This window comes from Prochlorococcus marinus CUG1435 (genome assembly GCA_017644375.1).
Taxonomy (GTDB): Bacteria; Cyanobacteriota; Cyanobacteriia; order PCC-6307; family Cyanobiaceae; genus Prochlorococcus_A; species Prochlorococcus_A marinus_AH.
Map to the genome: position 1 here is coordinate 712,877 of JAEPLP010000001.1, position 23,319 is coordinate 736,195.

Here is a 23,319-nt window from a genome sequence, read left to right on the forward strand (position 1 = left end):
TTTATTTTTTGCCTAACACAGCTTTTGTTGTCTTTCCTAAACCTTCCAATGTTTGAGGAAGATAAGGTCCTTTGGATAATCTTCCTCCAAGCTTCAAACTTAAGCCTGCAAGAAATAAATCGATAAATATTATCAGTAGTAAATTATATTCAGTATTCCAGTTATTAAAGTTTGTCAGAAAAAGATAAAAAATAATGTGGATGCAAATTAGAACCAATAATAGTAGTGTACTTCCGATTGCCAAAAATATTCCACCACTGATTAATCTTCGTTTTTCTCTATCTACTTCTTGAAGAGCTATTCTTACATGCAAATCCATCACTGAACTTGCGATAGCTGAAATTCTTGAGGCGGTATTTGCAAAATTTTTATTTTTTGGTTTTTCCATATTATTTTCTTCCACTATTTAGTAGAGTTCCTATAAGCAACCCAATACCAGCAGCAATAGCAATAGATAATATTGGTTTTTTTCTAATAGGACTCTCTATCTTTGGTCTAAGTGTTTTATTAAGTTCCTCTAGTAATTCTTCTAACTGACTCTCTATAGGTTCAATTTTTTCTGATATTTCCCACTTATTTTCTCGGATTGAATCAATTATTTCAAATAGTTGGTGTTTTATTTTTAGTGAGGAGGTTCCAGTATGACTTGCTATTACGTCAGCTAAATCATCAATACTCCCTTTTGTGGCTTCTAGAGTTTGCTTAGCAATTGTAGGCCATTTTTCTTTTATTAAAGGTATTAAACTGTCAATTTTTTCAAGTAACCATTTCTCTGAAATAACCTCTTTTTCTGGAAGTTCAGAGTTATCTACTTTTTCTTCTATTTCTTTGGGAGTATGGTATGTCTCCATTGTTTAAACTTGATTATTTTAAGATTAGACCCTAATTTCTTAATTTGAAACCCTTATCTCAAAATTTGTGCGATTTATATGTAAAAAAAAAACATATCAAAGTTTATTTACATTTTATTTATCTACTCTGTTATGCAATAAGCTTTTGTTAAGCTATTACTGACTTTATTAAAATAGTTTAAATTTCATCATGGATATCACATTTGCATCATTAATTTTTGCATCTCGCACAATCCCAACAGATTTTGGATTAGTCGCTGCAGCCATCGCTGGAGCTGGAAGTTTGCTATTCATTGCTTTAAGATTCGTCCCTGATGCTAGTAATTAAATAACAGGCATTAACTTAAAATAAAATATACTTTTAACTCAATTTTGTTGTGAAAATAGATTTAATTCATTTATTAATTAGATAATGAGTAAATGGGTTCTACTTGAGCATAAAGTTTACTCAGGTAACTCTTTTGATATTCATTACGATTTTCTTCTTGAAAATAAATTGGATTGTCTAACTTGGAAGTTTTCAAAAATACCATTACTAAATCAAGTTTCTGTAGAAATTCTTAAACAGCCAAACCATAGACTTATATGGTTATCTAGGGAAGTTTTTGAACTTTCTGGAAATCGTGGTTTCGTGAAAAGAATAGATTGTGGAATATTTAAAAATGTTTCTGATGGTTCAGATGCGGACTGTTTTAAATTCATTTTGGACGGTCAAATCCTTGATGGTTTGTTTGAAATTTCGGGTAATTCTTGCAAATTAAGCAAAAAAAATTAATTTTCATTATATTTATTTTCGTAATATTTCTATTGAGATTTTTTGCAAATTAGTTATTCTTATTTAGCTATTGAGACTTAAGATTGGTACATATCAATCAGGTCGAGTTTGAAAATTTTAAATCTTTTGGGGGAAGTGTAAAAATTCCTCTTGAAGAAGGTTTCACAGTGGTTACTGGTCCTAACGGTTCTGGGAAAAGTAATATTTTAGATGGAATTTTATTTTGTTTAGGCTTAGCTAATAGTAGAGGGATGAGAGCAGAAAGATTACCAGATCTTATAAATAACTCTAAGGTTAAAGAAGGCAAATCATCCGAAACATTGGTATCGGTAAAATTTAATATTCAAGATTGGTCTCCTAGAGAGGATCTACCACCTTTGGAATTAGAAGAAGAAGAAATTTCTCTCAATAAGGGTCAAAAAGAGTGGGTAGTTTCGAGAAAATTAAGGCTTATGCCTGGTGGATCTTATGCTTCTACTTATACTTCCGATGGAAAACAATGTACTTTGCAACAAATACAGAAAATATTAAGGGATATTAGTGTTGATCCTGAGGGTAGCAACGTTGTTATGCAGGGAGATGTAACAAGAATAGTATCAATGAATAATAAGGAGAGAAGAAATCTTATCGATGAATTAGCAGGAGTAGCACTTTTTGATACAAGAATAGAACAAACTAATTTGAAATTAAATGATGTTTTTGAAAAGCAAGAAAAGTTTCAAATTTTGGAAAATGAATTGCAAGCTAGTAAAAATAAGCTTGAAAGAGAATGTGAAAAAGCAAAGAGATATAAAGAGTTAAAGGCAAAACTTCTTGAAATAAGGGAATTAGAAAAAGTGCTTATTTTTGATAAACAAGTTATGAATGTTGAATCTATAAAGAAAAAAGAAACTGAAATTCAGAAAAATAAAATATTATTTAATGAACAAAAAGAATCTATTAATAAGGAAATATTAGTTTTAGAGGATGCTTTGAAAATACTAGTTGCTGATCTTAAGGAGAAAGGAGAGGATACTTTAATCAAAGTGAATTCTGATATTGGAAGTATTAATTCTAACTTGCGAGAACTTGATAGGATATCAAGTTTAAATAAAGAAGAGGGCATTAAATTACAAAAGCAGAGAGATGAAATTGCAATATCGAAGAGGAATATCGAGTCAGAAAAGAAAAGCCAAGAAAATTTTGACGATAATTTTTTAAATAAATTAAACTCGCAAATTGATGATCTCACAAAAAAATATAAATCATCTAGAAAAAAACTGTCTGATGCAGCGGGAGAATCTGGAGAATTCTCAAAACAAAGTATTCAATTAAATGCAGAGCTTGAAAATATACAAAACAAAATTAATCCCTTGGAATTAAAAAAAAGGAAAGTTGAAGAAGAAACAATTCAAAATAATATACAAAAAGATGAAATATCATCACAAATCGAAGTTTTAGCTTTAGAAAAGCAGAATCTTTTGGATAGAAATAACCAAAAAAAAGAGACATCTGACGCTAAAAAAAATAACTTGGTAAGTAATAGTTCGGAAATTAATTCTTTAAATGATGAAATTGATTTATTAAATAAAACCAAATTAAGGTTGTACAACGAGCAATTAACACTTGAAAAGGATTTATCTAGATTTGAAAGTAGAAAAGAAGCTTTAAATGAATCAAGAGGTTCATATGCTCTCAGAATTCTTTTAGAGGCAGGGTTAGAGGGTATACATGGCTATGTAGCTCAACTTGGAGAAGTCAGTGAAAAAAATAGATATGCATTGGAGATTGCTGCAGGAAATAGACTTGGACAAATTGTTGTTGATAATGATCATATTGCAGCTAAAGCAATTGAAATTCTTAAAAAGAAGAAGGCGGGGAGATTAACTTTTTTACCTTTAAATAGAATTAAAAGTCAAAACAAGAATTATGCTACTTCAAGATTTGAAAATAATAGAGAGCCTGGATTTATTGATAAGGCTATTAATTTAATTACTTATGATGATGTTTATGCAAATGTTTTTAGATATGTTTTTGGAGATACCTTGGTCTTTTCAGACCTAGCTTCAGCTAGGTTATCTAAACAAAAAATTAGGTTGGTCACTTTGGGGGGTGAATTATTAGAGGCTAGTGGTGCAATTACAGGTGGCAGCAAGTTAAAGAAAGATTTAGCTTTTAGATTTGGAATTAATAATGATCTTGATGATTCTAGTCATATAAAAGAAAGATTATTGGTTATTTCAGAAGCTTTAAAAGAGTCAAATAATGATTTGATCATAAAAAATAATAAACTTAGTAAATTAAGTACTAATCGCAGTCAAATAATTGAAGACTGTGCCTCATTTAATAAAGAAATTGAAGTAAATAAAAATTCACTGAAGGTAGTAATCCAAAGAATTGAGGATTGTCAATCGAGATTAAAAAAACTAGTTATCGCTAATAACTTATTGGTTGAGGAGTTAGATCATTTAAAAAATAAATTGAAGCCTCTACATGATAAGTTGAATCAACTTCAGAATATTCTTCAGAAGAATTATGAAAAAAATCAAAAATCATCACTAATTACTTTTAATAATGATTTTAATAATCTTGATAAAAAACTTGAATTACTTATTGAAGAGAGAAATATCTTATTAGAGAAGAAGAACCAATGCGCTTTAAGTAAAGAACGTATTGATAATTCATTAAAAATTACATTGTTACAAGAAAAAAACTTGCAGGAATCTATCAAAAATCTTGCAATTTCTCATAATGAATGGATAGAAAAAAGAGATAAATTTAAAAAAGAGCTTTTAGTTCTTGATAAGCAAAAAAATTCTTTAGAGAAGGATTTAGGTTTATTGAGAAGGAAAAGAGATGAATTAAACGCTTCAATTTCAAATAAAAGGCAAGAACATAACAACTATCTTTTAAAGCTGGAATATCTAGAAAGAGATATGCAATCTCTAAAAGAAGAGCTTAGGAGCGAGAAAATAAAATTAGAAAATTTTAAAAAGGACCTACCTGATCCTTACCCGGAGTTTGGAGAATATAAAGGCAAGAGTCTTGAATATTTACAATCAGAAATCTCGATTATAAATGGACAATTACAAAGCTTAGAACCTGTTAATATGTTGGCTCTTGATGAATTAGAAGAATTGATTGAAAGATTAAATGGTTTAAGAGAAAAATTAGAAATTCTATCTAATGAAAGATCTGAATTATTGCTCAGAATAGAGACTGTATCTACTATGCGTCAAGAGGCTTTCATGCAAGCATTTGTAGAAGTTGATAAACATTTTAGAGATATCTTTGCCAATTTATCTGATGGCGATGGTTTTCTTCAACTTGAAAATCCAAATTCTCCTCTGGAAGGAGGCTTAACTTTAGTCGCTCATCCTAAGGGGAAAAATGTCAGGAGATTAGCATCTATGTCAGGTGGAGAAAAATCATTAACTGCTTTAAGCTTTTTATTTGCTTTGCAAAAATATAAACCTTCACCTTTTTACGCATTAGATGAGGTTGATAGTTTTTTAGATGGTATAAATGTTGAAAGGTTGTCAAAATTAATATCTAGTCAATCATCAAATGCTCAATTTATAGTTGTAAGTCATAGAAGGCCTATGATAAGTGCGTCTGAACGAACAATCGGTGTTGCGCAAGCAAAAGGTGCTAATACGCAAGTTGTTGGGTTACCAAATGCTGCATAAACACACTTTTTTAAATTTATACGTCAGAATGATAAAAAGGTATTTATGACTTTGTCTAACACATCTGCAAATAAGAATCGTCCTAATTCTGTTCCTAGTGAACGATTATGGTTAAGGTCGGAATTAATGGGAACACAAGTCATAACTACAGATACTGGAAGGCGCTTAGGTGTTGTTGGAGAGGTTGTTGTTGATATTGACAGAAGAGAGGTGGTCGCTTTAGGACTTAGAGATAACCCACTTACAAGATTTCTACCAGGTTTACCAAAATGGATGCCTTTAGAAAGCATAAAGCAAGTTGGAGATGTTATATTAGTCGACTCCTTAGATTCATTGAGTGACGGTTTTTCTCCAGAAAGATATGGAAAGGTAATTAATTGTCAAGTGATTACAGAATCTGGACAACCTTTAGGAAGGGTTCTTGGGTTTTCTTTTGATATTGAGACTGGGGATTTGATTTCTCTTGTTATAAGTGCAGTTGGGGTTCCTCTTTTAGGAGAGGGAGTTTTAAGTACTTGGGAAATTCCAGTTGAGGAAATAGTAAGTAGTGGTACGGACAGGATTATTGTTTATGAAGGTGCTGAAGAGAAATTGAATCAATTAAGTAGTGGACTACTTGAGAAACTTGGAGTGGGAGGTTCGTCTTGGGATGAAAGACAGACAAATGGATATTCAGCAAATCTTGTACCAGTTGAGAATCAGTTACTTTCTGGTTCAGAATCAGAAGTGCAAAATAATTTGGTGGAGGAATATGAAGAAGTTTTTGAACAAGATGATTATGAAGATGATTATGAAGATGAACTTGAATATGTTGAAATAAAGGGTTCTTCAGAGGAAATTAATAACAGAAAGAAGCTATATATCGATAATGATAATTCTGATCAGATCGAGAATCAAAATCGTTTAAATCAAATAGATGTAGAAAACAATATTGATTTTGAGCAAAAGAAACAATCAACTACTAATTTAGCTTCGAAAAGACCAATTCAAAATGCAACTGAAACGTTAGATATTGAACCACTAGATGAACAAAATTTAGTTAAAGATAATAAAAAATCAGAGAAGTTTGAAATTGATGATCCCTGGTAATGGTCAAAGTTTTTTTATTGAATTAACAATCATATAAGCAAGTTTTTTTGCGGCACCTTCATTGCCTCTTCCTTTATGTAGATTATCCCTTATGATTTCTAATTGATCTCTATTTTTAATAAGAAATAATGCTTCTCTTGCAATTTTTGTCGGCGAAATATTACCTATCCTTTCAGGAACAATCATTCTTTTAGCTTTAATATTTGGCCAAGCAAAAAACTTCTTTTTTTTAAAATAAAAATTTTTAATTATAAAAGCCAGGAATCGATTTATGAATGAAATTTTTCCAATTACCCCAAAAATACCATCCCAGGCATTCATCATATTTAAATGTTGAGTTGGTAAGACCACTAACATTGGAAGAGCAATTGCCGCTAGTTCTGCAGTATTTGCTCCTACAGTTGTAATTGCAAGATCACATTCTTTTAGTATTTCATAGCAAGGATGTTTCTTGATTAGGTAAATTTTTGTATTTTTTGATGTTTCGATTACATAATCAAAACAGGATTCTTTTAAGTTTTTAATTGTTTTGATTTTTGATGAGTAATATTTTGCAATTGGATTTTTGTCACTTTGAAAAAATAAATATTCACTTTTATTAGTGGTAGGGGCAATGGGAATTATGAAATTTATATTTTGGTTTTCTTTAGCTATATGATCTACAACTTCTAAGAAGAAAGGAATTCCAATAGAAAGCTTTGCTTTTTTAGAACCAGGAAACAATGCAATGTAATGTTTTTCTTTATTCTTTAATGATATTTCGCTATTCAGTTTGATATCTGCCATCAAATCGCCAATGATATCACATTTATATTTATATTTTTTAGGTATTGAATCTTTTACTTTTACATTCATAGCAGCAATTTTGTGCGTCCATTGAGGCCATCGTGAAATTCGTTCAGCATATGTGATATTTAAATAACCTAACCTTTTAGCTAATAAAATGCTCCAAAATTGATCCCCACCAAGGAAAATAACTACCCCTTTTTTTGGCCAATCAGCAAAAGAATGTGGTTTTATTAGTAATTTCCAAAAACTTTTGGATTTTGTAATTAATTCGAATTTATTCCATGAATTTGCAACTAAAAATTCTTTACCAGTGGCATTTGGGCAAGGAACTAGGACTAATCTAAGGATGAAATCGAGTTTATCGTCAATAAATAGTGATTTATTTATTTTTTCTAGCTCATTTACTACAGGATTTACCCATGTAGTTAATTCACCAGGACCATTGGATACTATAACTACTGCAACTGATTTTTTTTTCATTGCAGTTAAACCATAATATATTAAATGCGGACGGCGAGACTTGAACTCGCAAGGCCGAAGCCACACGCTCCTTAGACGTGCGCGTCTACCAATTCCGCCACATCCGCAAAGGGTTTTCAGCAACAAGGGGATGCCTAAACCTTAAAAATATCATACATTATTGGCTGAAATAAGGATGTAGTTTTAGAAGAGGTTTTTTGAATATGATGAATTATTTTTCTATTGCATAAAACAAATATTTATACATATATAACGTTCTAGGTTGTATTGTAAAAAATGTCCTCTGATCACTAAAAAAATTTTGTTAAATACTTTGGCAAAGAATTTTTATTTTAAGTCATTTTCATTTCTTCAATTTAATTTTCATAATGGTTGAAAAAGTTTTAATTGCTAATCGTGGAGAAATAGCTTTACGGATTGTCAGAAGTTGTAGAGAACTAGGTATTGCAACTGTTGCAATTTATAGCACTGTAGATAAAAAAGCATTGCATGTTCAGCTTGCTGACGAAGCGGTTTGTGTTGGAGATTCTTTAAGTAATAAGAGTTATTTAAATATTCCAAATATACTTGCTGCTGCTACTTCGAGAGGAGTTGATGCTATTCATCCTGGTTATGGATTTCTTGCTGAAAATGATAAATTTGCTGAGATGTGTAACGATCACGGCATAGTTTTTATTGGTCCATCTCCTAAAGCTATTAGATCTATGGGAGATAAATCTACAGCTAAAGAAACTATGGAAGCAGTGGGAGTTCCAACAGTTCCTGGTAGTAAAGGCTTGTTATCAAATGTTGATGAGGCTTATAAATTAGCAAATGAGATAGGCTATCCGGTAATTATTAAAGCGACTGCAGGAGGAGGTGGAAGAGGTATGAGGTTGGTTGAAAACTCTGATAATCTTGAAAAAATGTTTAAAGCAGCGCAAGGCGAAGCAGAAGCAGCTTTTGGAAATGATGGTTTATATATGGAGAAATTTATAAAGAAACCAAGACATGTAGAAGTTCAAATTTTGGCAGATAGGGCGGGTAATGTGATTCACTTAGGAGAGAGAGATTGTTCAGTTCAAAGAAGACATCAGAAGTTGTTAGAAGAGTCTCCTAGTCCTGCAATTAACCCGGAGCTAAGAAAAAAAATGGGAAATGCAGCTATTGCTGCTGCAAAAAGTATCGGTTACGAAGGAGCTGGTACAGTTGAATTTTTAGTTGATGATGATAATAATTTTTATTTTATGGAAATGAATACTAGGATTCAAGTTGAACATCCTGTTACGGAAATGGTTACGGGAGTTGATTTAATAGCTGAGCAAATAAAAATAGCGAGCGGAGCAAATTTGGAATTTAATCAGCATGATATCCACTTAAACGGTCATGCCATTGAATGTAGAATTAATGCTGAAGATCCTACGCATAATTTCAGACCATCACCTGGGAAAATAACTGGCTGGCTTCCTCCTGGAGGCCCTGGAGTAAGGGTGGATAGTCATGTTTATACAGGTTATGAAATACCTCCTTTTTATGACTCATTAATTGGGAAATTAATAGTCTGGGGTAAAGATCGTAATACTGCAATTAAACGCATGAATAGAGCTTTAAATGAATGTGCAGTAACCGGTATTCCTACAACAATTAACTTTCATCTAACCTTACTGAATAAATCTAAATTTAAGGAGGGTAAGATACATACTAAATATGTAGAAGAAGAATTATTGCCTAATTACTGAGAAATAATTAAATAATCCCTATGAAATATGTGTATGCAATGCAAGTTTTATAAGTCCTTGCTGACCAACTAAAATCTCTCTTAAAAAACTTATAACTCCAATCCAAATTACTGGTCCGACATCAACTCCTCCTATAGGGGGAATTAATTTTCTTGTTAAATTAAGAATAGAGCTTGATGGTATTGAAATTAATAACCATAAACCTTTACTTAAATCAATTTTTGGGTACCAAGTAAGAATTAACCTTATTAAGAAAACTACAGTTAGATATGAAAGAGAAATTCCTAAAATGACATCTAAAATTTCGAGAGAGTTTATAGGCAAGGAAATCACAATTATTTAATTCATCTTAATAAATAACCCATTAAAACGTATTTAATTCGTATTATAAATTGAGAATTTTAAATTTAAAAAGTGTTTCAAATCTCAAATTTATTAATAGCAGCAGATTTTTCTGCTGAAGTTGCAAATAATTCCGCAGTTGGAATGATAGGAAGTTTTATTGCTGCTGCTTTACTTATCGTTATTCCAGCTAGTGCATTTTTGATTTTTGTCAGCCAGAAAGATTCTCTCGATCGTACTTCTGCTGGAAGACGCTAGTTTTTGTAGAAGTTTTAAGTACACTATATATATAGGGTGATTTAAGTAACCCTTTAAAAATAAATTTTGGAGAAAGAATGTGGTCAATGCTAGTCTCAATTGGGCCAGTATTGTTGGTATTGTCCTAGCTGTATGTGGTGGAGGCCTGTATTTCTTAAGGTCTTTTAAACCTGCATTAGCAAGAGATTATGATGTTTTTTTCGCAGCTATAGGACTTTTATGCGGGGGAATATTATTTTTTCAAGGCTGGAGGTTAGATCCTATCCTTCAGTTTGGTCAGTTTTTATTAGCAGGAACCACAGTTTTTTTCGCATATGAAAGTGTGCGATTGAGAGGAGTGGCTACTGATCAAGCTAGAAGGTCATCTTATTTTGATGATGATTCTATTTCTGATGTACCTAGAAATTCTAGAGGACGATTTAATGATGATTACGATAGGTTTGAAGAAGCGGAAAGACCATCAAGAAGATTCAAACCTCAAGAAGATGAATTTGACGAAGATTATATGGATCGGAGATCTCGTAGGACCAATACTTCAAGAGCTATACCTTCTGCTGCTGCAAGTAGAAGCAGGTCTTCTACAGGAGAATCAAATCAGTTTGAAAATGACGAGCCTATAAGGAGAAGAAGAAGACAGACTTTAGAAGATAGAGCTAGTACTCAATCAGAACAGAATAACTTTGGTGAGAGACGTAACTTATCTCGTAATGAAGTTAAAACAGGATCAAGACCTAGAATGAGCCGGTCAGTTTCAAGACAAGATAATAGTTCTTCGCCTGATGATTCTTCTCCATTAAGAAAAAAACCGTCAAGATCTCCTATCAGGCAGCAAACTTCAACAGCTCAAGTAGAAGATGCTTCATTCAAAGATACTAATCAAGTCAAAAAAACTCGTGAGACGCGTAGAGCAAGTTCATCAGCTAGATCAAGTTCAAAAAATCAAAGTGGTAGATATACCGTTGGAACAAACAAAAAGAAACCTAGAGATAATAGTTCTAGATTTGATGATTAATTATAAGATTCCTGCCCATTTTAAAAACGATTGTTGACTAAATAATTCAATAAGTATTATTGCTAAGAATCCGATCATTGCAAATCTACCATTAGTTATTTCAGAGTAACTACCCCATCCGAATTTATATTTTTCGTCAATATTTTTTGATTCTTCATCTAATTGATTGTCTCCAGTGTTTTGATTGATGTAATTTTTATCTTTCTGCTTTTCTTTAGAACTCTCATTTTCTAAATTAGTTTCTTCTGAATTAGTTTGTTCTTCTTTCGAATTCATTTTTTTTGTTAATCCTTAAAATTATACTTATCAGACGTCAATAATTTCCAGTCTCCCTGTCCATTTAATTCTAAAATATTCTCGTGAAAATCTTTCAAGCTAGGTCTATGTCCAACACTAATAAGAGAAAGTTCTCTTTCCTTAAGTAAACCATATAGTTTTTTTTCAGTGTTAATATCTAAAGCACTTGTTGCTTCATCAAGTACTGCAAATCTTGGAGAATTTAGTAAGAGTCTTGCGAAAGCCAATCTTTGTTGCTCGCCTAAGGAAAGAATTCGTGGCCAATCTTGTTTGATATCAAGATTAGGATAACGATCAACTAAGGTTTTTAAATTTACTTCATGAAGTACAGAAGTAAGATGTTCATCACTAAATTTCTTGACTTCTGTGGGATAACATAATTGTTCTCTTAAAGAACCAAGTAGCATATATGGTTTTTGAGGTATGAATAATAATTCCCCAATTTTTGGTTTTTTAATTACTCCTTGATCGGGTTCCCATAAACCACTAATCATTCTTAGTAAAGATGTTTTTCCGCACCCAGATGGTCCCACTACCAAAAGTGATTGATTATTGTCGATGCTCAAATTTAAATTTTTAATTATTGTTTTATTTGATCCTGGAGGGCAAAGGTCAGCATTATTAATAAGAATTGATGGGTAATCTGAAATAACGTTTTGATTGCTTTTTGGGTTGGTTTGACTAATGGATTCAACTTTTGATTGGAATCCTTCTAATCTGCCAATACCAGCTGTAAATTTTGCAAGTTCTTCGATTTGATTAACAATGAAAAATAACGAACCTTCAACCATTCCAAATGCAAAGCTTGCCTGAATAAAGCGTCCATAATCAATATCACCTTTAAAGTAAGGGATTGCCATTATTAAATATGGAAAGAAATTTCCAGCATAATTAATGGATCTTCTCATGACGTCTATTATTACTCTCCAAATAATCAGTAAATTAAAGTTTCTAACCACTTCTCCTAAGCGTCTTTCAGTTTCACTTCGCTCAGGATTCTCCCCAGAGTAAAAGGCTATTGATTCAGCATTATCTCGAATATGTACTAAGCCATATCGAAAATCTGCTTCATATCTGAGTTGATCAAAGTCAATCTTTACAAGATTTTTTCCAGCAATTAAGAGGATAGAAGTTGCAAATGCGGCGTAACCAAATAAAGAAAAAGTAAGTGTTGTACTTATACTCCATAAAATAAGAATATTAAGTGAAAATGTAAGTAGTGCATCAAAAATACCTAATGTGAAAGAGAGACTTTGCCCGGTAAAAGCTCGGGTATCATCCGTGATTCTTTGATCGGGATTATCTACATCAGTTTGTTCTTCATCATTGGGATTTAACTGGTAATAAGCTTTATTTGTCATATAATCTTTGACTAAACTTTTAGAAAGCCATTCTCTCCAGATTATTCCTAACTTATATGTAAAAAATATTTGGGAAACACGTATTGGTAGAGCTACAGCGAAACAACAAGCGTAAATCCCCAATATCCGATAAAATCCATCTTCTTGTTTTTCTACCAAAGCATTCGTTAAATCTCTTGCGATGAAACCAATACCTGCATTTATTCCGTTTACAGCTAAAAGCATTAATACAATTATCGCGAGGAATAACCAATGTAACCATCTACGGTTTTTTAATTGACGTCTTAAGCTAAAAAAGCTACCTGATCCAATTAGAAATAAAGCAGAGAAAAGCAATCCCCAGCTTCCAGCCCAAATTGAATTGACAGTACTTACTACACCTCCGAAATACTTTTCAAGAAAAATTGGTTGAAAGCTTTCAAAAAAACTGATTATTCCTGTAAGACCTACAAGTACTACTCCACCAACACAAAATAAAAGAGAAATTAAAAGCCATATGAATTGGAATCCATTACATTGATCTATGGGAAGAAAAAATGGCTGAGATAACTTCCTTAATTTTTGTAATTGGTACAGAATTTTGGATTTATTATTAACTGCTTTATTCATTACTCTACTAGTGTTATGAAATAAATTATAACTTTTAGCAGTCTATTGACCAAAGCCAATAAATGAAAGTGCCCAGTCAGGTAAATTTAAGTAATTCAAGATTGTTGCATCAAATTCATGAACTTTTGGAAAAGATTTATCTAATGCCCACCATAGTAGAAAAGGTAAATTAAATAAAATTTGTAATTGCCATTTATAAGTTAAAACGTTCCAAATTTTTATTAACTTAGTTTTAAGCGAATCATCTAGCTCTTCCCAATTTTTTGAAATTAAATTGAATAAATTTTTAGATTCTGTATTTAAGGACTCTGGAGTATTCATTTTGTTTTTTATTTATTTATAACCCATTAATATTTCTTTCGAGAGTTTTAACCTGGGGGCCAATTCATTTTTCTTCCAGATAAAAAATGAATATGTAAATGAAAAACTGTTTGTCCCGATTCTGCTCCAGTATTAATTACTGTTCTCCAATTAGTTAAATTTCTTGATTTAGCTACTTTGCTACCAACAAAAAGTAAATGCCCTAATAAATTTGCATCTTCTTCAATACAATCTAATAAACTAATAATTGGCTTTTTTGGAATTACTAAAAAATGTACTGGTGCTTGCGCTTGGATATCATTAAATGCAATACAAAAATCATCTTCATAAAGCTTATCGCAGGGTATTTCTTCATTAATGATTTTTTGAAATATTGTAGTTTCAGTCATTAGATTAATTAATAGAAATTACGTCTTTTTCGTTGAATCCTTCCTTTATAAGTTCTTTGTTCAAATCATCTTTTGATGTAACTCTATCAACAAATAATATTCCGTTTAAGTGGTCCATTTCGTGTTGAATACACCTCGCCAGAAGTCCATCTGCTCTCATTTTACGTGGTCGCCCCATTTCATCTCTAAATTTTAATTTTATAGTTGATGGTCTCACTACATTCAAATATACGCCAGGTATACTTAGGCAGCCTTCTTCGTATGAATTAAGGGTTGTTCCAAAGTCTGTAATTTCTGGATTGATTAATATTAGAGGTTCTGCTGCTGAATCTTCAAAATTTACATCTATGACAAGAAGCTCTTTGTTGATACCAATTTGAGGTGCTGCAAGTCCGATTCCTTTAGCTGCGTACATGCTTTGAAGCATTTCTCTAGCAAGTTTTCTAATCGATTCGTCAACCTTAGTTATTCTTTTGGAATTTTGTCTTAATACATCATCACCAAGTTTATATATATCTAGAGATGGCTGACCTGTTTGTTCTTTTGCAATTTTTTCTAGGCTTCCATTAGTTCTTGACTTTTTTGCAAGTTGTGAAAAATGGTTTGCCACGTTAAAAAAGTTTTTAGATAAGAGTTTAGCTATAAAAATACTAGCACTTTAATTTACTTTCTTTATATTTTTTTAAATGAGTAATGTTGATAAGTTAAAAGTTAAGCAAATTGAATCTAAAAAAAATGCTTTCAAGGAATTAACTATTATTAGGGATACAATTTTTTGGATTGATGTTGTTGGTGAAGGTCAAAATGAAAATGCCATTTTTGCAAGACCATTTAATGTCAAAGAAGCTATTCCCCAGCAATTAACAAGTAAAAAATATATTATTAAAAATAATTTTCATGGATATGGTGGTAAATCTTATAAATGTGTAAACTTTAAAAATAATTTTTATTTGATATGGATAGATCAGATTACCAATGCAGTATGGTTTCAAATTTTTAAAAAGGCAGCGTCAACTGATAGAAGCCAAAATAAATATCTCGTTTCAGTTCAAGAACCTAATCAACTATCTAAATCAATTTATGGAAATTTTGATTCTTCATTTGTCATTTCTGAAAAAAATTTATTGTATGGAATTTGCGAAATAAATAATATAGATTATTTATTTTCATTAAATTTAAAAAAAACTAAACAAGATATTCATCTAATAAAAAAATTTAAAAATTTTGCTGGAGAATTATCTTCTAACAGATCTGCTAACTTACTTTCCTGGATAGAGTGGGATTCTCCATATATGCCTTGGGAGAAAAATGAGCTGTTTTTTGCTCAAATAGATCAAGATGGTGAGATACAAAAAATAAAAAAATTCTCAAATAAGCTGATAAATTCCAAAAAAAACGTTTCTTTTTTCCAACCCTATTGGCTAAATGAAACACATTTGGTATGTTCTGAAGATAGTTCTGGATGGTGGAACTTATTATTTTTAGATGTTAGTGAAATTGATAATATTTTTATTAAGAAAAGAGTAGAGAGAAATTTGATTGAATATGGAGCACCACAATGGGTCACTGGAATAACATTTTTTTCAGGGAATAAAAAAAATTTATTTTGTGTAGCAAAAAAAGAAAATAGTTTAATAGTGGAACAATATAAAGATCTTGAATTTGTTAAAGAATTTTCTACTCCTTTTACCTCAATTAGTGATTTCAGTGTTTTTCGGAAAAAAGTTGTTTTAAAGGGTTATGGATCTGATTTTTTGGGAATTGTATTTGAAATTGATTTTGCAAAAAAAGTTTTATCAAATTTTTCTGAGCACAAATATATTGATCATATGCAAGATTCTTCTAAACCTGAAACATTTTGGTTTAAAGGTTTTGAAGATAAATTAACTCATTGTTTTCTGTATAGACCGCTTGTTGAAAATTTTAGAAAGCCACCGCTCCTTGTTAGAGCACATAGCGGACCAACTTCATGTTTTGATGGATCATATAATTCTGAAGTTCAATATTGGACCTCAAAGGGATTTTTTATTGCAGAAGTCAATTATGGAGGATCATCAGGATTTGGCAAAGCATATAGAGAGAGGTTGAATTATAAATGGGGTATTGTTGATTCTTATGATTGCAAAGCACTAGCTCTTGAATTGATTAAATTAAATCAAGTTGATAGTGAAAAAGTAGTAATTTTTGGGAATAGTGCTGGTGGGTTAACTGCCCTGAATTGTTTATTATATGGTTCTATTTTTACAGCAGCAATTTGTAAATATCCTGTTATTGATTTGAAAGATATGCACTATAACACGCATAGGTTTGAAAAAGATTATTTAAATTCTTTGATAGGAAATTATGAAAAAAATCAAGATGAATATATAAATAGATCGCCAATAAGTCACATTAACGAAATAAAAAAACCCATCTTATTGTTTCATGGAAAAAAAGATACAGTTATTTCTTATAAACAAACTTTAAAAATTCAAGAAATTTTGATTCAGAACAATAAATATTCAGAAGTTATATTTTTTGAAAATGAAGGGCATGGGTTTAAAAACATTGAAAATAAAAAAGTAGTAATACAAAAATCTCAGCAATTTTTAAAAAATGCTTTAAATATTTAAGAATTGATTTTTAGAAAATCAATAGTATCTTTTAATTTTTCTATAAATATATCAATTTCTTCCTTATTTGTTGTGAAATTCATGCTAATTCTAGCCGTTGATTTAATTCCAATATATCTGTGAAGAGGTTGACAGCAATGATGCCCACTTCGGATGCAAATTCCTTTTGAATCAAGAATTTCAGCAATATCGTTTGAATGTATATTTTTTATATAAAAGGTGGCAAGTGATGCTCTTTCTGGATCTATCTCTGGCGATGGACCTATAATTTCAATATTTTCTATATGATTTAATTTCTCAAATAAATATTTAGTAATAGTCTTTTCATATTCATGAATTTCATTTAATCCAATACTATTTATATAATTAATAGCTTCTGCTAGACCTATTGCTTCTGCAATTGCTGGAGTTCCAGCTTCAAATTTATGTGGTAGCTCTGCCCAAGTACTTCTCTCTTCAAAAACATCTTGAATCATTTCTCCACCTCCAAATAGAGGAGGAATTTTTTCTAGGATTTCTTTTCTTGACCAGAGGAAGCCAATGCCTGTAGGACCGCAAAGTTTATGTCCTGATCCGGCTAAAAAATCTATATCAAGATCACTTACATCCATTTTTTGATGCGCTAAACTTTGACAAGCGTCTATTAATACTAAAGATCCTTTTTGTTTAGCTAGTGTAGTTATCTCTTTGATTGGATTACAGCAACCAAGAGTATTACTAACATGTACCAGGCTAACAAGCTTTGTTCTAGATGTTAGTTTTGATTTAAAATCGTCTATATCTAATTTTCCATCTTTATCTATACCTATAAATTTTAATTTGCATTTGTTTTTTGCTGCAATCATTTGCCATGGAACAATATTGCTATGATGCTCCATTATTGATAAGAGAATTTCATCGTTTTCTCTTAATGAATATTCTCCCCATGATCTAGCTGCTAGATTAATTGCTTCAGTAGCATTTCTTGTGAAAATAATTTCTTTTGCTGAATTCGCTTTTATATATTTGCTAATTAAATATCTTGCATTTTCAAATTCTTCTGTTGCTTTAGCACTTAATTGATGTGCTCCTCTATGTACATTGGCATTAAAGTTTCTATAATATTGATCAATTTTTTCTAAGACTTGTATTGGTTTTTGAGTGGTTGCAGCATGATCTAAATAAATGATTTGTTCATTACTTTTGAAGTTCTTGTTTAAAAGAGGAAAGTCTTTCTTAGTTATTTCAGGAATATTTTGAATCGTTTCCATTAAATCTCGTTTAAAAGTTTATCAAGCAAATCCCATCTATCTTTTGAAACGGGAATAAATGAAATTATTTCTTGAAAGTAAGAACTTAATTGTAGTTTATTTGCTTCTGGTAATGTGATCCCTCTTGTTCGCATATAAAAAAGTTCTTCTTCATTAAGTTGCGAAATTGTAGCTCCATGTTTACATTTGACATCATCAGCAATTATTTCTAATTGAGGTTTCGTATCTATTTGTGCGAGATTTGATAAAAGTAAATTTCTACTTAATTGGGAAGCATCAGTTCTCTGGGCAATTTTCGGTACTATAATTGAACCTTCAAATATTGCATGTGATTTATCGTCAGCAAGTGATTTGTTGATTTGATCTAGAAATCCATTTGGGCCATTAAAGTCTATTTTTGTATAAGTGGAAATTTGTTCATCTTTTTTGGTTATTTGCATACCTTTGATATTAGTTTTAGCGTTTCCTACAGATTGTTTAATACTAATTTCAAATCTTGCATAATTGAATTTGAAATGTAAGGAACCTAAGTTGTATTCGCTATTTTCTTGTTGAATTACATTGAGAGAATTTAGTAAATTTGATCTTTGTTCACCGTAAGAAACAATACCATGATTTACGGAACTATTTTCTTCTAATAAAAAAAAAGTTGACTGAGATAATGAAGAGTTTTCTTTTCCAAGATTTACCTGTAATAATTCTATATCGCAATTCTTTTCCAAAAATATTACTAGGGTTTTTGCGTTTAAAGAATTACTTAATGCATGACTAAAAATTTCAATAGGAGGGATTTTTGAACCATTTATTTTTAATCCCAATAAATTCTTTTTAGAACTTAAAGACAGATTTAGTAGGTCACTCCAATTTTCGTTTTGATCAAAAGAAGCTATCTGTTTTTTGATATATTGATTTAATTCATCCTCACTTAATTGCTGTATTGAATAATTTTCTTTTATTAATTTAATTTGGCAATTCTCACCAATTATTAACCGAATACTACTCTGAGAATTTTCTGGGTAAGGTATATCAAATTTTGAATTTTTTTCATTAAATGAATAGTCTAAAAAACTTGAAAATTTTGATTTATTAGAAAGTCTCCATAATTCACTTTTGGGATTAGGGAGGGGACTCGATTGTAATTTGTGAAGACAGATTTTTTGTATTTCTGTTTGAACGTTAGTTAATTTACTAGTTTTTATTTTTTCAATAATTTCCATTTATTTAAGTCTCTTTTACAAAGTTATCAGTCCATTCATAACCTTTTTTTTCTAGCTCTAAAGCAAGATCACTCCCACCAGTTTTTATGATTTGTCCGTCAGCCATAACGTGGACATAAGTTGGTTCAATTTCATCAAGCAATCGTTGGTAGTGAGTAATTAATATAATTCCAGTCTGTGCATTAGATATTTTTTTAATTCCTGATGCGACTATTCTAAGAGCATCAATATCTAGTCCAGAATCGGTCTCATCTAATATTGCTATTTTGGGCTCAAGTAAAGCCATTTGCAGGATTTCATTTCTTTTCTTTTCGCCACCAGAAAATCCTTGATTTACACTCCTTGATAGGAATGCATGATCCATTTTCACAAGTTCTAACTTTTCTTTAACTAATTCCTCAAAATCAAAAGTATCCAATTCTTCCTTGTTTAGGAATTTTCTTCTAGCATTCGTAGAAACTCTAAGAAACTCGAGATTACTAACGCCTGGAATTTCTATTGGATATTGGAAACCAAGGAAAATTCCTGATTGAGATCTTTCTTCAGGTTCTAAAGAGTTGATATTCTCACCTGAAAATTTTATGTCTCCATTTGTAATATTATACGAGGGATGTCCTGCAATGATTTTCGAAAGAGTACTTTTACCACATCCATTTCTTCCCATAATTGCATGTATTTCTCCAGGATAAACAGTTAGTGAAACCCCTTTCAAAATTGGAAGATTATCAGTAGATGCAAAGAGATTTTCAACTTCTAATATTGGATCTGATTCTTTCATTTTTGTTTGCATATCAGTTTAGAAATTGATTAATTAACCTACTGATCCCTCAAGTTTAAGTGCCAGTAACTTATCTGCTTCAGCAGCAAATTCCAAAGGTAATTGATTAAATACATCTCTGCAAAAACCACTAACCATCATAGAAACAGCTTCCTCAAATTCTATACCTCTGCTTTGGAGATAAAAAAGTTGATCTTCAGAGATTCTACATGTGCTTGCTTCATGCTCAATTTCAGAATTGGGTTGTTGAGATTTGATATAAGGGAATGTATTTGCAGAAGCTTGATCCCCTATTAACATTGAATCACATTGACTGTAATTTCTTGATCCTGCAGCTTTTGTTCCCATTTTGACAAGGCCTCTATAGCTATTGATTGAGTTACCTGCACTAATACCTTTGCTAACAATAGTTGATTTGGTTTTGGGGCCAATATGGATCATTTTTGTGCCGGTATCTGCTTGCTGAAGATTATTGGTGAGTGCTACTGAATAAAATTCCCCTACAGATTCTTCCCCTAAAAGGAGACAGCTAGGATATTTCCATGTGATTGCAGACCCTGTTTCAACTTGAGACCAACTAATTTTACTTCTCTTACCTAAACATTTTCCTCTCTTGGTGACAAAATTAAAAATTCCGCCAACACCTTCTTCATTACCAGCATACCAATTTTGCACTGTTGAATATTTTATTGAGGCATCGTCCAGGGCTATTAGTTCCACAACTGCCGCATGTAAGGTATTTGTATCAAACATTGGCGCTGTACAGCCTTCTAGATAACTTACAGAACTAGATTCTTCGGCAATTATTAGTGTTCTTTCGAATTGTCCAGAATCTCCACTATTGATTCTGAAGTAGGAAGATAGATCCATAGGACATTTAACACCCTTTGGGATATAAACAAAAGAACCATCACTAAAAACAGCAGAATTTAGTGCTGCAAAATAATTATCACTAGCTGGCACTACTGTACCTAAATATTTCTCAATTAAATCAGAGTGATTTTTTACTGCTTCACTGATTGAGCAAAATATAACCCCATGTTCAGCCAGTTCCTCTCTAAATGTTGTAGCTATAGAAACACTATCAAAGACTGCATCTACCGCTACATTTGTGAGTTTTTTCTGCTCAGTAAGAGGTATTCCCAATTTGTCGAAAGTCTCAAGAAGTTTGGGATCAACTTCATCTAAACTAGAAATTTTCTCTTTTTGTTTGGGAGCAGAATAATAAATAATATCTTGATAATCGATTTGTTTGTATCCCAATCCTGCCCAATCAGGTTCATCCATCTTTTGCCATTTTTTAAAGGCTTTTAATCTAAAATCAAGGAGATATTTTGGCTCTTCTTTTTTCTGTGAAATTAATTTTATGATTTCTTCATTAAGTCCCTTTGCTATTTTTTCAGTTTCAATATCCGTAACGAAACCATATTTGTAAGGCTCTTTTACTACATCTTTAACTAAATTTTCGTTGACCATGTTATCCAAAAATAACCTATTACAATTAGCTTTATATACTTTAACGAAATATACCCCCAATATTGAGTTTTTTTCCTTTATTAAAACTAAAAATTAATGTCTAATCATCTTGATCCCTTGGCAAACCCTTTAAACATTCAAACAATTAAGGAAATAGATAATCTTGATCTACCTATAATGCAGAAACACCATGTAAGAATACTCGCTCATTGCCTCCAGATTTTAAAAATTATCAATGTAGATGATAGTTTTGAATATCAAAATAAAAATCCTCTAAGGGAATGGTGTGATAATCAATCTAAGAAATTTAATGATAAAAAATTTAGTGATCTTTTGTATGAAAAATTAGAATCAACTTCAAAAAAATTAATTACTTTTTCAAAACAAATAGGTAAAGATATTGAGGATATGGAGATAGATGATCTAGTACTTCTAATTGAGGAATCCTAGATCACCTTCAAATTGATCCCGAAGAAAAAATATAATTTTGTTGAGTCGTTAACAAATTCAGGTAATAAAATTTAAAAAAAAAGAAAATTAATTTACATTTAAAAAAAACATGAAAATTAATTAAAGTCATTGATACCAATTGTTTTGACGATAAATAATTATTTCGAGAATTTTTGAGTAGTCAGAGGATCCTGACGACAGGCAAAAAAGACACACAATTTACAAAAAAAAAGAACATACTGATCCCAAACAAAAACGGAGATTTTAAAGTGCCTGAAGGGATCATGAATAAAGATCAATTACTCTCACTTACCCTCAGACAATTACGTCAAGAAGCAAGTAAATTATCAGTACCGCTTTACAGCCGTAAAACAAAGGCTGTTTTAGTTGACTTAATACTTAAATATCAGGAAAAATCTTCTAAGAAAACAAAAATAAGTTTATCAGAACCAGAATTTGAAGAAAATTTTGAGTCCAACACCTTAAATAGTAGTAAAGAAATTAAAACAAATGTAGTATTCCTACCCCGAGATCCAGATTGGGCTTATGTTTTTTGGCAAATTTCTGATGTAGATAGAGAAAAAGCACAATCTTTGGGAGCTAACAAATTATGCTTAAGGTTATTTGATGCATCTGGATCTGAAGGAAGCAACTTTAATCAAGGAACACTAAGGGAGATAGCAGTTGATAGTTATAGTACTGAGTGGTATTTGCCAATCCCACTTGCAGATAGAGACTACAAAGTTGAATTAGGTTATAAATATGGTTTTAACTGGATGTCATTGGCATTTTCTTCTATAAGCCATGTTCCTGGCTCTCATCCCTCTGAACAAATTCTTGATAAATTTGTACCTTTTAATTTGGATTCTACATCTGAGTCAATCCCTGATATTTCAAATCCTGTCGTTTCAGAACAAAATGGTATGCATGAAAGGTTATACCAAGCAGCAACTAACATTCCTCTAAGAAGAAAAGTCGGTTCTGAAGAATTTATGGAAAACGTAAATTCAACTAACCTTAATGATAATCTTACAGACTCAGGATCCGGTAAATGGTCATCAGGTTTAAATGATTCTGGAAGCGGAATTGTTAAAAATAGATCTTTTTGGCTCGTTGCTGATGCTGAATTAATTGTTTATGGAGCTACAGAGCCTTCTGCAAAACTGACAATAGGTGGAGAAGATGTACCCCTTGCTGCAGATGGTACTTTTAGAATTCAAGTTCCATTTAGAGATGGGACTCAAAAATATGATATAAAGGCTGTTGATGTATCTGGTGAGCAAGAAAAAAGTATATCAATGAAATTTGATAGAACTACACCACTTGACGATACTAATGAAAAAGACAATGCTGAGACTGAATGGTTTTAATAAATTAAATTAATGCTGAAAAAAATTGTAGCTTTTACTCCATTGTTTGGGGCATTAACCTTTCCACTAATAGTTCCAATCACAATTTCTAAACTTGGAGTTAACTATGGAATTCTTAGTGCATTATTAATTTCTTCATTATGGTTTATCGCTATGTTAAGAACCTCCGAAATGCCTCATTAATTTAGTTAGATTTTTGTAAGTTTC

24 protein-coding genes and 1 tRNA gene are annotated in these 23,319 nt (G+C 31.2%); 11 read left to right on the plus strand and 14 right to left on the minus strand.

The features are described from left to right. Position 1: 1 nt before the first annotated feature. On the minus strand, positions 2–388 hold the full coding sequence (locus JJ844_03950; GenBank protein MBO6974829.1) for a phage holin family protein: 387 nt from the start codon (positions 386–388) through the stop codon (positions 2–4). Between the two features lies 1 nt (position 389). After that, the gene (locus tag JJ844_03955; GenBank protein ID MBO6974830.1) at positions 390–851 is read right to left on the minus strand and encodes a hypothetical protein; all 462 of its coding nucleotides are present in this window, start codon (positions 849–851) and stop codon (positions 390–392) included. Between the two features lie 190 nt (positions 852–1,041). Here JJ844_03955 and JJ844_03960 point away from each other — a divergent pair, with 190 nt between their 5' ends. The 4 genes from JJ844_03960 to JJ844_03975 all read left to right on the plus strand — a co-directional run bounded on the left by JJ844_03960 (position 1,042) and on the right by JJ844_03975 (position 6,383). Continuing rightward, entirely contained in the window at positions 1,042–1,179 is a 138-nt protein-coding gene (locus JJ844_03960) for a hypothetical protein (protein MBO6974831.1), read from the plus strand. Between the two features lie 84 nt (positions 1,180–1,263). Further along, complete coding sequence (locus tag JJ844_03965; GenBank protein MBO6974832.1) at positions 1,264–1,626, plus strand: hypothetical protein; 363 nt, start codon at positions 1,264–1,266, stop codon at positions 1,624–1,626. An 83-nt stretch (positions 1,627–1,709) separates the two neighbouring features. Further along, positions 1,710–5,294, plus strand: coding sequence for a chromosome segregation protein SMC (gene smc / locus JJ844_03970; protein ID MBO6974833.1), 3,585 nt, complete (start codon positions 1,710–1,712; stop codon positions 5,292–5,294). Positions 5,295–5,339: 45 nt separating this feature from the next. Further along, positions 5,340–6,383, plus strand: coding sequence for a PRC-barrel domain-containing protein (locus JJ844_03975; GenBank protein ID MBO6974834.1), 1,044 nt, complete (start codon positions 5,340–5,342; stop codon positions 6,381–6,383). Between the two features lie 3 nt (positions 6,384–6,386). Here the strand turns inward: JJ844_03975 and JJ844_03980 are convergent, their stop codons facing one another. Further along, the gene (locus tag JJ844_03980) at positions 6,387–7,673 is read right to left on the minus strand and encodes a glycosyl transferase (GenBank protein MBO6974835.1); all 1,287 of its coding nucleotides are present in this window, start codon (positions 7,671–7,673) and stop codon (positions 6,387–6,389) included. Between the two features lie 4 nt (positions 7,674–7,677). Next, positions 7,678–7,759, minus strand: a tRNA-Leu gene (locus tag JJ844_03985). A 261-nt stretch (positions 7,760–8,020) separates the two neighbouring features. Between JJ844_03985 and accC the strand changes: the two genes are divergently transcribed. Beyond that, complete coding sequence (gene accC, locus JJ844_03990) at positions 8,021–9,370, plus strand: acetyl-CoA carboxylase biotin carboxylase subunit (protein ID MBO6974836.1); 1,350 nt, start codon at positions 8,021–8,023, stop codon at positions 9,368–9,370. An 18-nt stretch (positions 9,371–9,388) separates the two neighbouring features. On the opposite strand, the gene JJ844_03995 is transcribed toward accC, so the two are convergent. Then, positions 9,389–9,694, minus strand: a complete 306-nt coding sequence (locus JJ844_03995; protein ID MBO6974837.1) for a YggT family protein — start codon at positions 9,692–9,694, stop codon at positions 9,389–9,391. Positions 9,695–9,784: 90 nt separating this feature from the next. Between JJ844_03995 and JJ844_04000 the strand changes: the two genes are divergently transcribed. Next, the gene (locus JJ844_04000; protein ID MBO6974838.1) at positions 9,785–9,970 is read left to right on the plus strand and encodes a photosystem II reaction center X protein; all 186 of its coding nucleotides are present in this window, start codon (positions 9,785–9,787) and stop codon (positions 9,968–9,970) included. Between the two features lie 79 nt (positions 9,971–10,049). Further along, positions 10,050–10,982: a Ycf66 family protein gene (locus JJ844_04005; GenBank protein ID MBO6974839.1), complete on the plus strand. Its 933-nt coding sequence runs from the start codon at positions 10,050–10,052 to the stop codon at positions 10,980–10,982. On the opposite strand, the gene JJ844_04010 is transcribed toward JJ844_04005, so the two are convergent. From JJ844_04010 to def, 5 genes are read right to left on the minus strand one after another with little or no spacing between them, the layout of a single operon-like run. Then, on the minus strand, positions 10,983–11,258 hold the full coding sequence (locus JJ844_04010) for a high light inducible protein (protein ID MBO6974840.1): 276 nt from the start codon (positions 11,256–11,258) through the stop codon (positions 10,983–10,985). It lies immediately after the preceding gene. An 8-nt stretch (positions 11,259–11,266) separates the two neighbouring features. Further along, complete coding sequence (locus JJ844_04015; GenBank protein ID MBO6974841.1) at positions 11,267–13,249, minus strand: ABC transporter ATP-binding protein/permease; 1,983 nt, start codon at positions 13,247–13,249, stop codon at positions 11,267–11,269. A 42-nt stretch (positions 13,250–13,291) separates the two neighbouring features. Beyond that, positions 13,292–13,570, minus strand: a complete 279-nt coding sequence (locus JJ844_04020) for a hypothetical protein (GenBank protein MBO6974842.1) — start codon at positions 13,568–13,570, stop codon at positions 13,292–13,294. Positions 13,571–13,617: 47 nt separating this feature from the next. Beyond that, positions 13,618–13,959: a histidine triad nucleotide-binding protein gene (locus tag JJ844_04025; GenBank protein ID MBO6974843.1), complete on the minus strand. Its 342-nt coding sequence runs from the start codon at positions 13,957–13,959 to the stop codon at positions 13,618–13,620. Between the two features lie 4 nt (positions 13,960–13,963). Beyond that, complete coding sequence (def, locus tag JJ844_04030) at positions 13,964–14,569, minus strand: peptide deformylase (protein ID MBO6974844.1); 606 nt, start codon at positions 14,567–14,569, stop codon at positions 13,964–13,966. A gap of 76 nt (positions 14,570–14,645) precedes the next feature. Between def and JJ844_04035 the strand changes: the two genes are divergently transcribed. Beyond that, positions 14,646–16,571, plus strand: coding sequence for a S9 family peptidase (locus tag JJ844_04035; protein ID MBO6974845.1), 1,926 nt, complete (start codon positions 14,646–14,648; stop codon positions 16,569–16,571). Here JJ844_04035 and JJ844_04040 read toward each other — a convergent pair. The 4 genes from JJ844_04040 to sufB are packed head-to-tail and all read right to left on the minus strand — an operon-like array spanning position 16,568 to position 21,292. Beyond that, the gene (locus JJ844_04040; protein MBO6974846.1) at positions 16,568–17,821 is read right to left on the minus strand and encodes a SufS family cysteine desulfurase; all 1,254 of its coding nucleotides are present in this window, start codon (positions 17,819–17,821) and stop codon (positions 16,568–16,570) included. The genes JJ844_04035 and JJ844_04040 overlap by 4 nt on opposite strands. Further along, a complete protein-coding gene (locus JJ844_04045; GenBank protein MBO6974847.1) occupies positions 17,821–19,038 on the minus strand; it encodes a SufD family Fe-S cluster assembly protein in 1,218 nt (405 codons plus the stop codon). The genes JJ844_04040 and JJ844_04045 overlap by 1 nt, the downstream gene beginning before the upstream one ends. A gap of 4 nt (positions 19,039–19,042) precedes the next feature. Further along, entirely contained in the window at positions 19,043–19,828 is a 786-nt protein-coding gene (gene sufC / locus JJ844_04050; GenBank protein ID MBO6974848.1) for a Fe-S cluster assembly ATPase SufC, read from the minus strand. A gap of 21 nt (positions 19,829–19,849) precedes the next feature. Beyond that, positions 19,850–21,292 carry a Fe-S cluster assembly protein SufB gene (gene sufB, locus JJ844_04055; protein ID MBO6974849.1) on the minus strand — a complete coding sequence of 481 codons (1,443 nt, stop codon included), beginning with the start codon at positions 21,290–21,292 and terminating at the stop codon, positions 19,850–19,852. Between the two features lie 96 nt (positions 21,293–21,388). Here sufB and JJ844_04060 point away from each other — a divergent pair, with 96 nt between their 5' ends. The 3 genes from JJ844_04060 to JJ844_04070 all read left to right on the plus strand — a co-directional run bounded on the left by JJ844_04060 (position 21,389) and on the right by JJ844_04070 (position 23,295). Further along, a complete protein-coding gene (locus JJ844_04060) occupies positions 21,389–21,742 on the plus strand; it encodes a hypothetical protein (protein MBO6974850.1) in 354 nt (117 codons plus the stop codon). Positions 21,743–22,011: 269 nt separating this feature from the next. After that, on the plus strand, positions 22,012–23,112 hold the full coding sequence (locus tag JJ844_04065; protein MBO6974851.1) for a DUF4912 domain-containing protein: 1,101 nt from the start codon (positions 22,012–22,014) through the stop codon (positions 23,110–23,112). 12 nt (positions 23,113–23,124) lie between these two features. Continuing rightward, entirely contained in the window at positions 23,125–23,295 is a 171-nt protein-coding gene (locus JJ844_04070) for a hypothetical protein (GenBank protein MBO6974852.1), read from the plus strand. Positions 23,296–23,319: the final 24 nt, after the last annotated feature.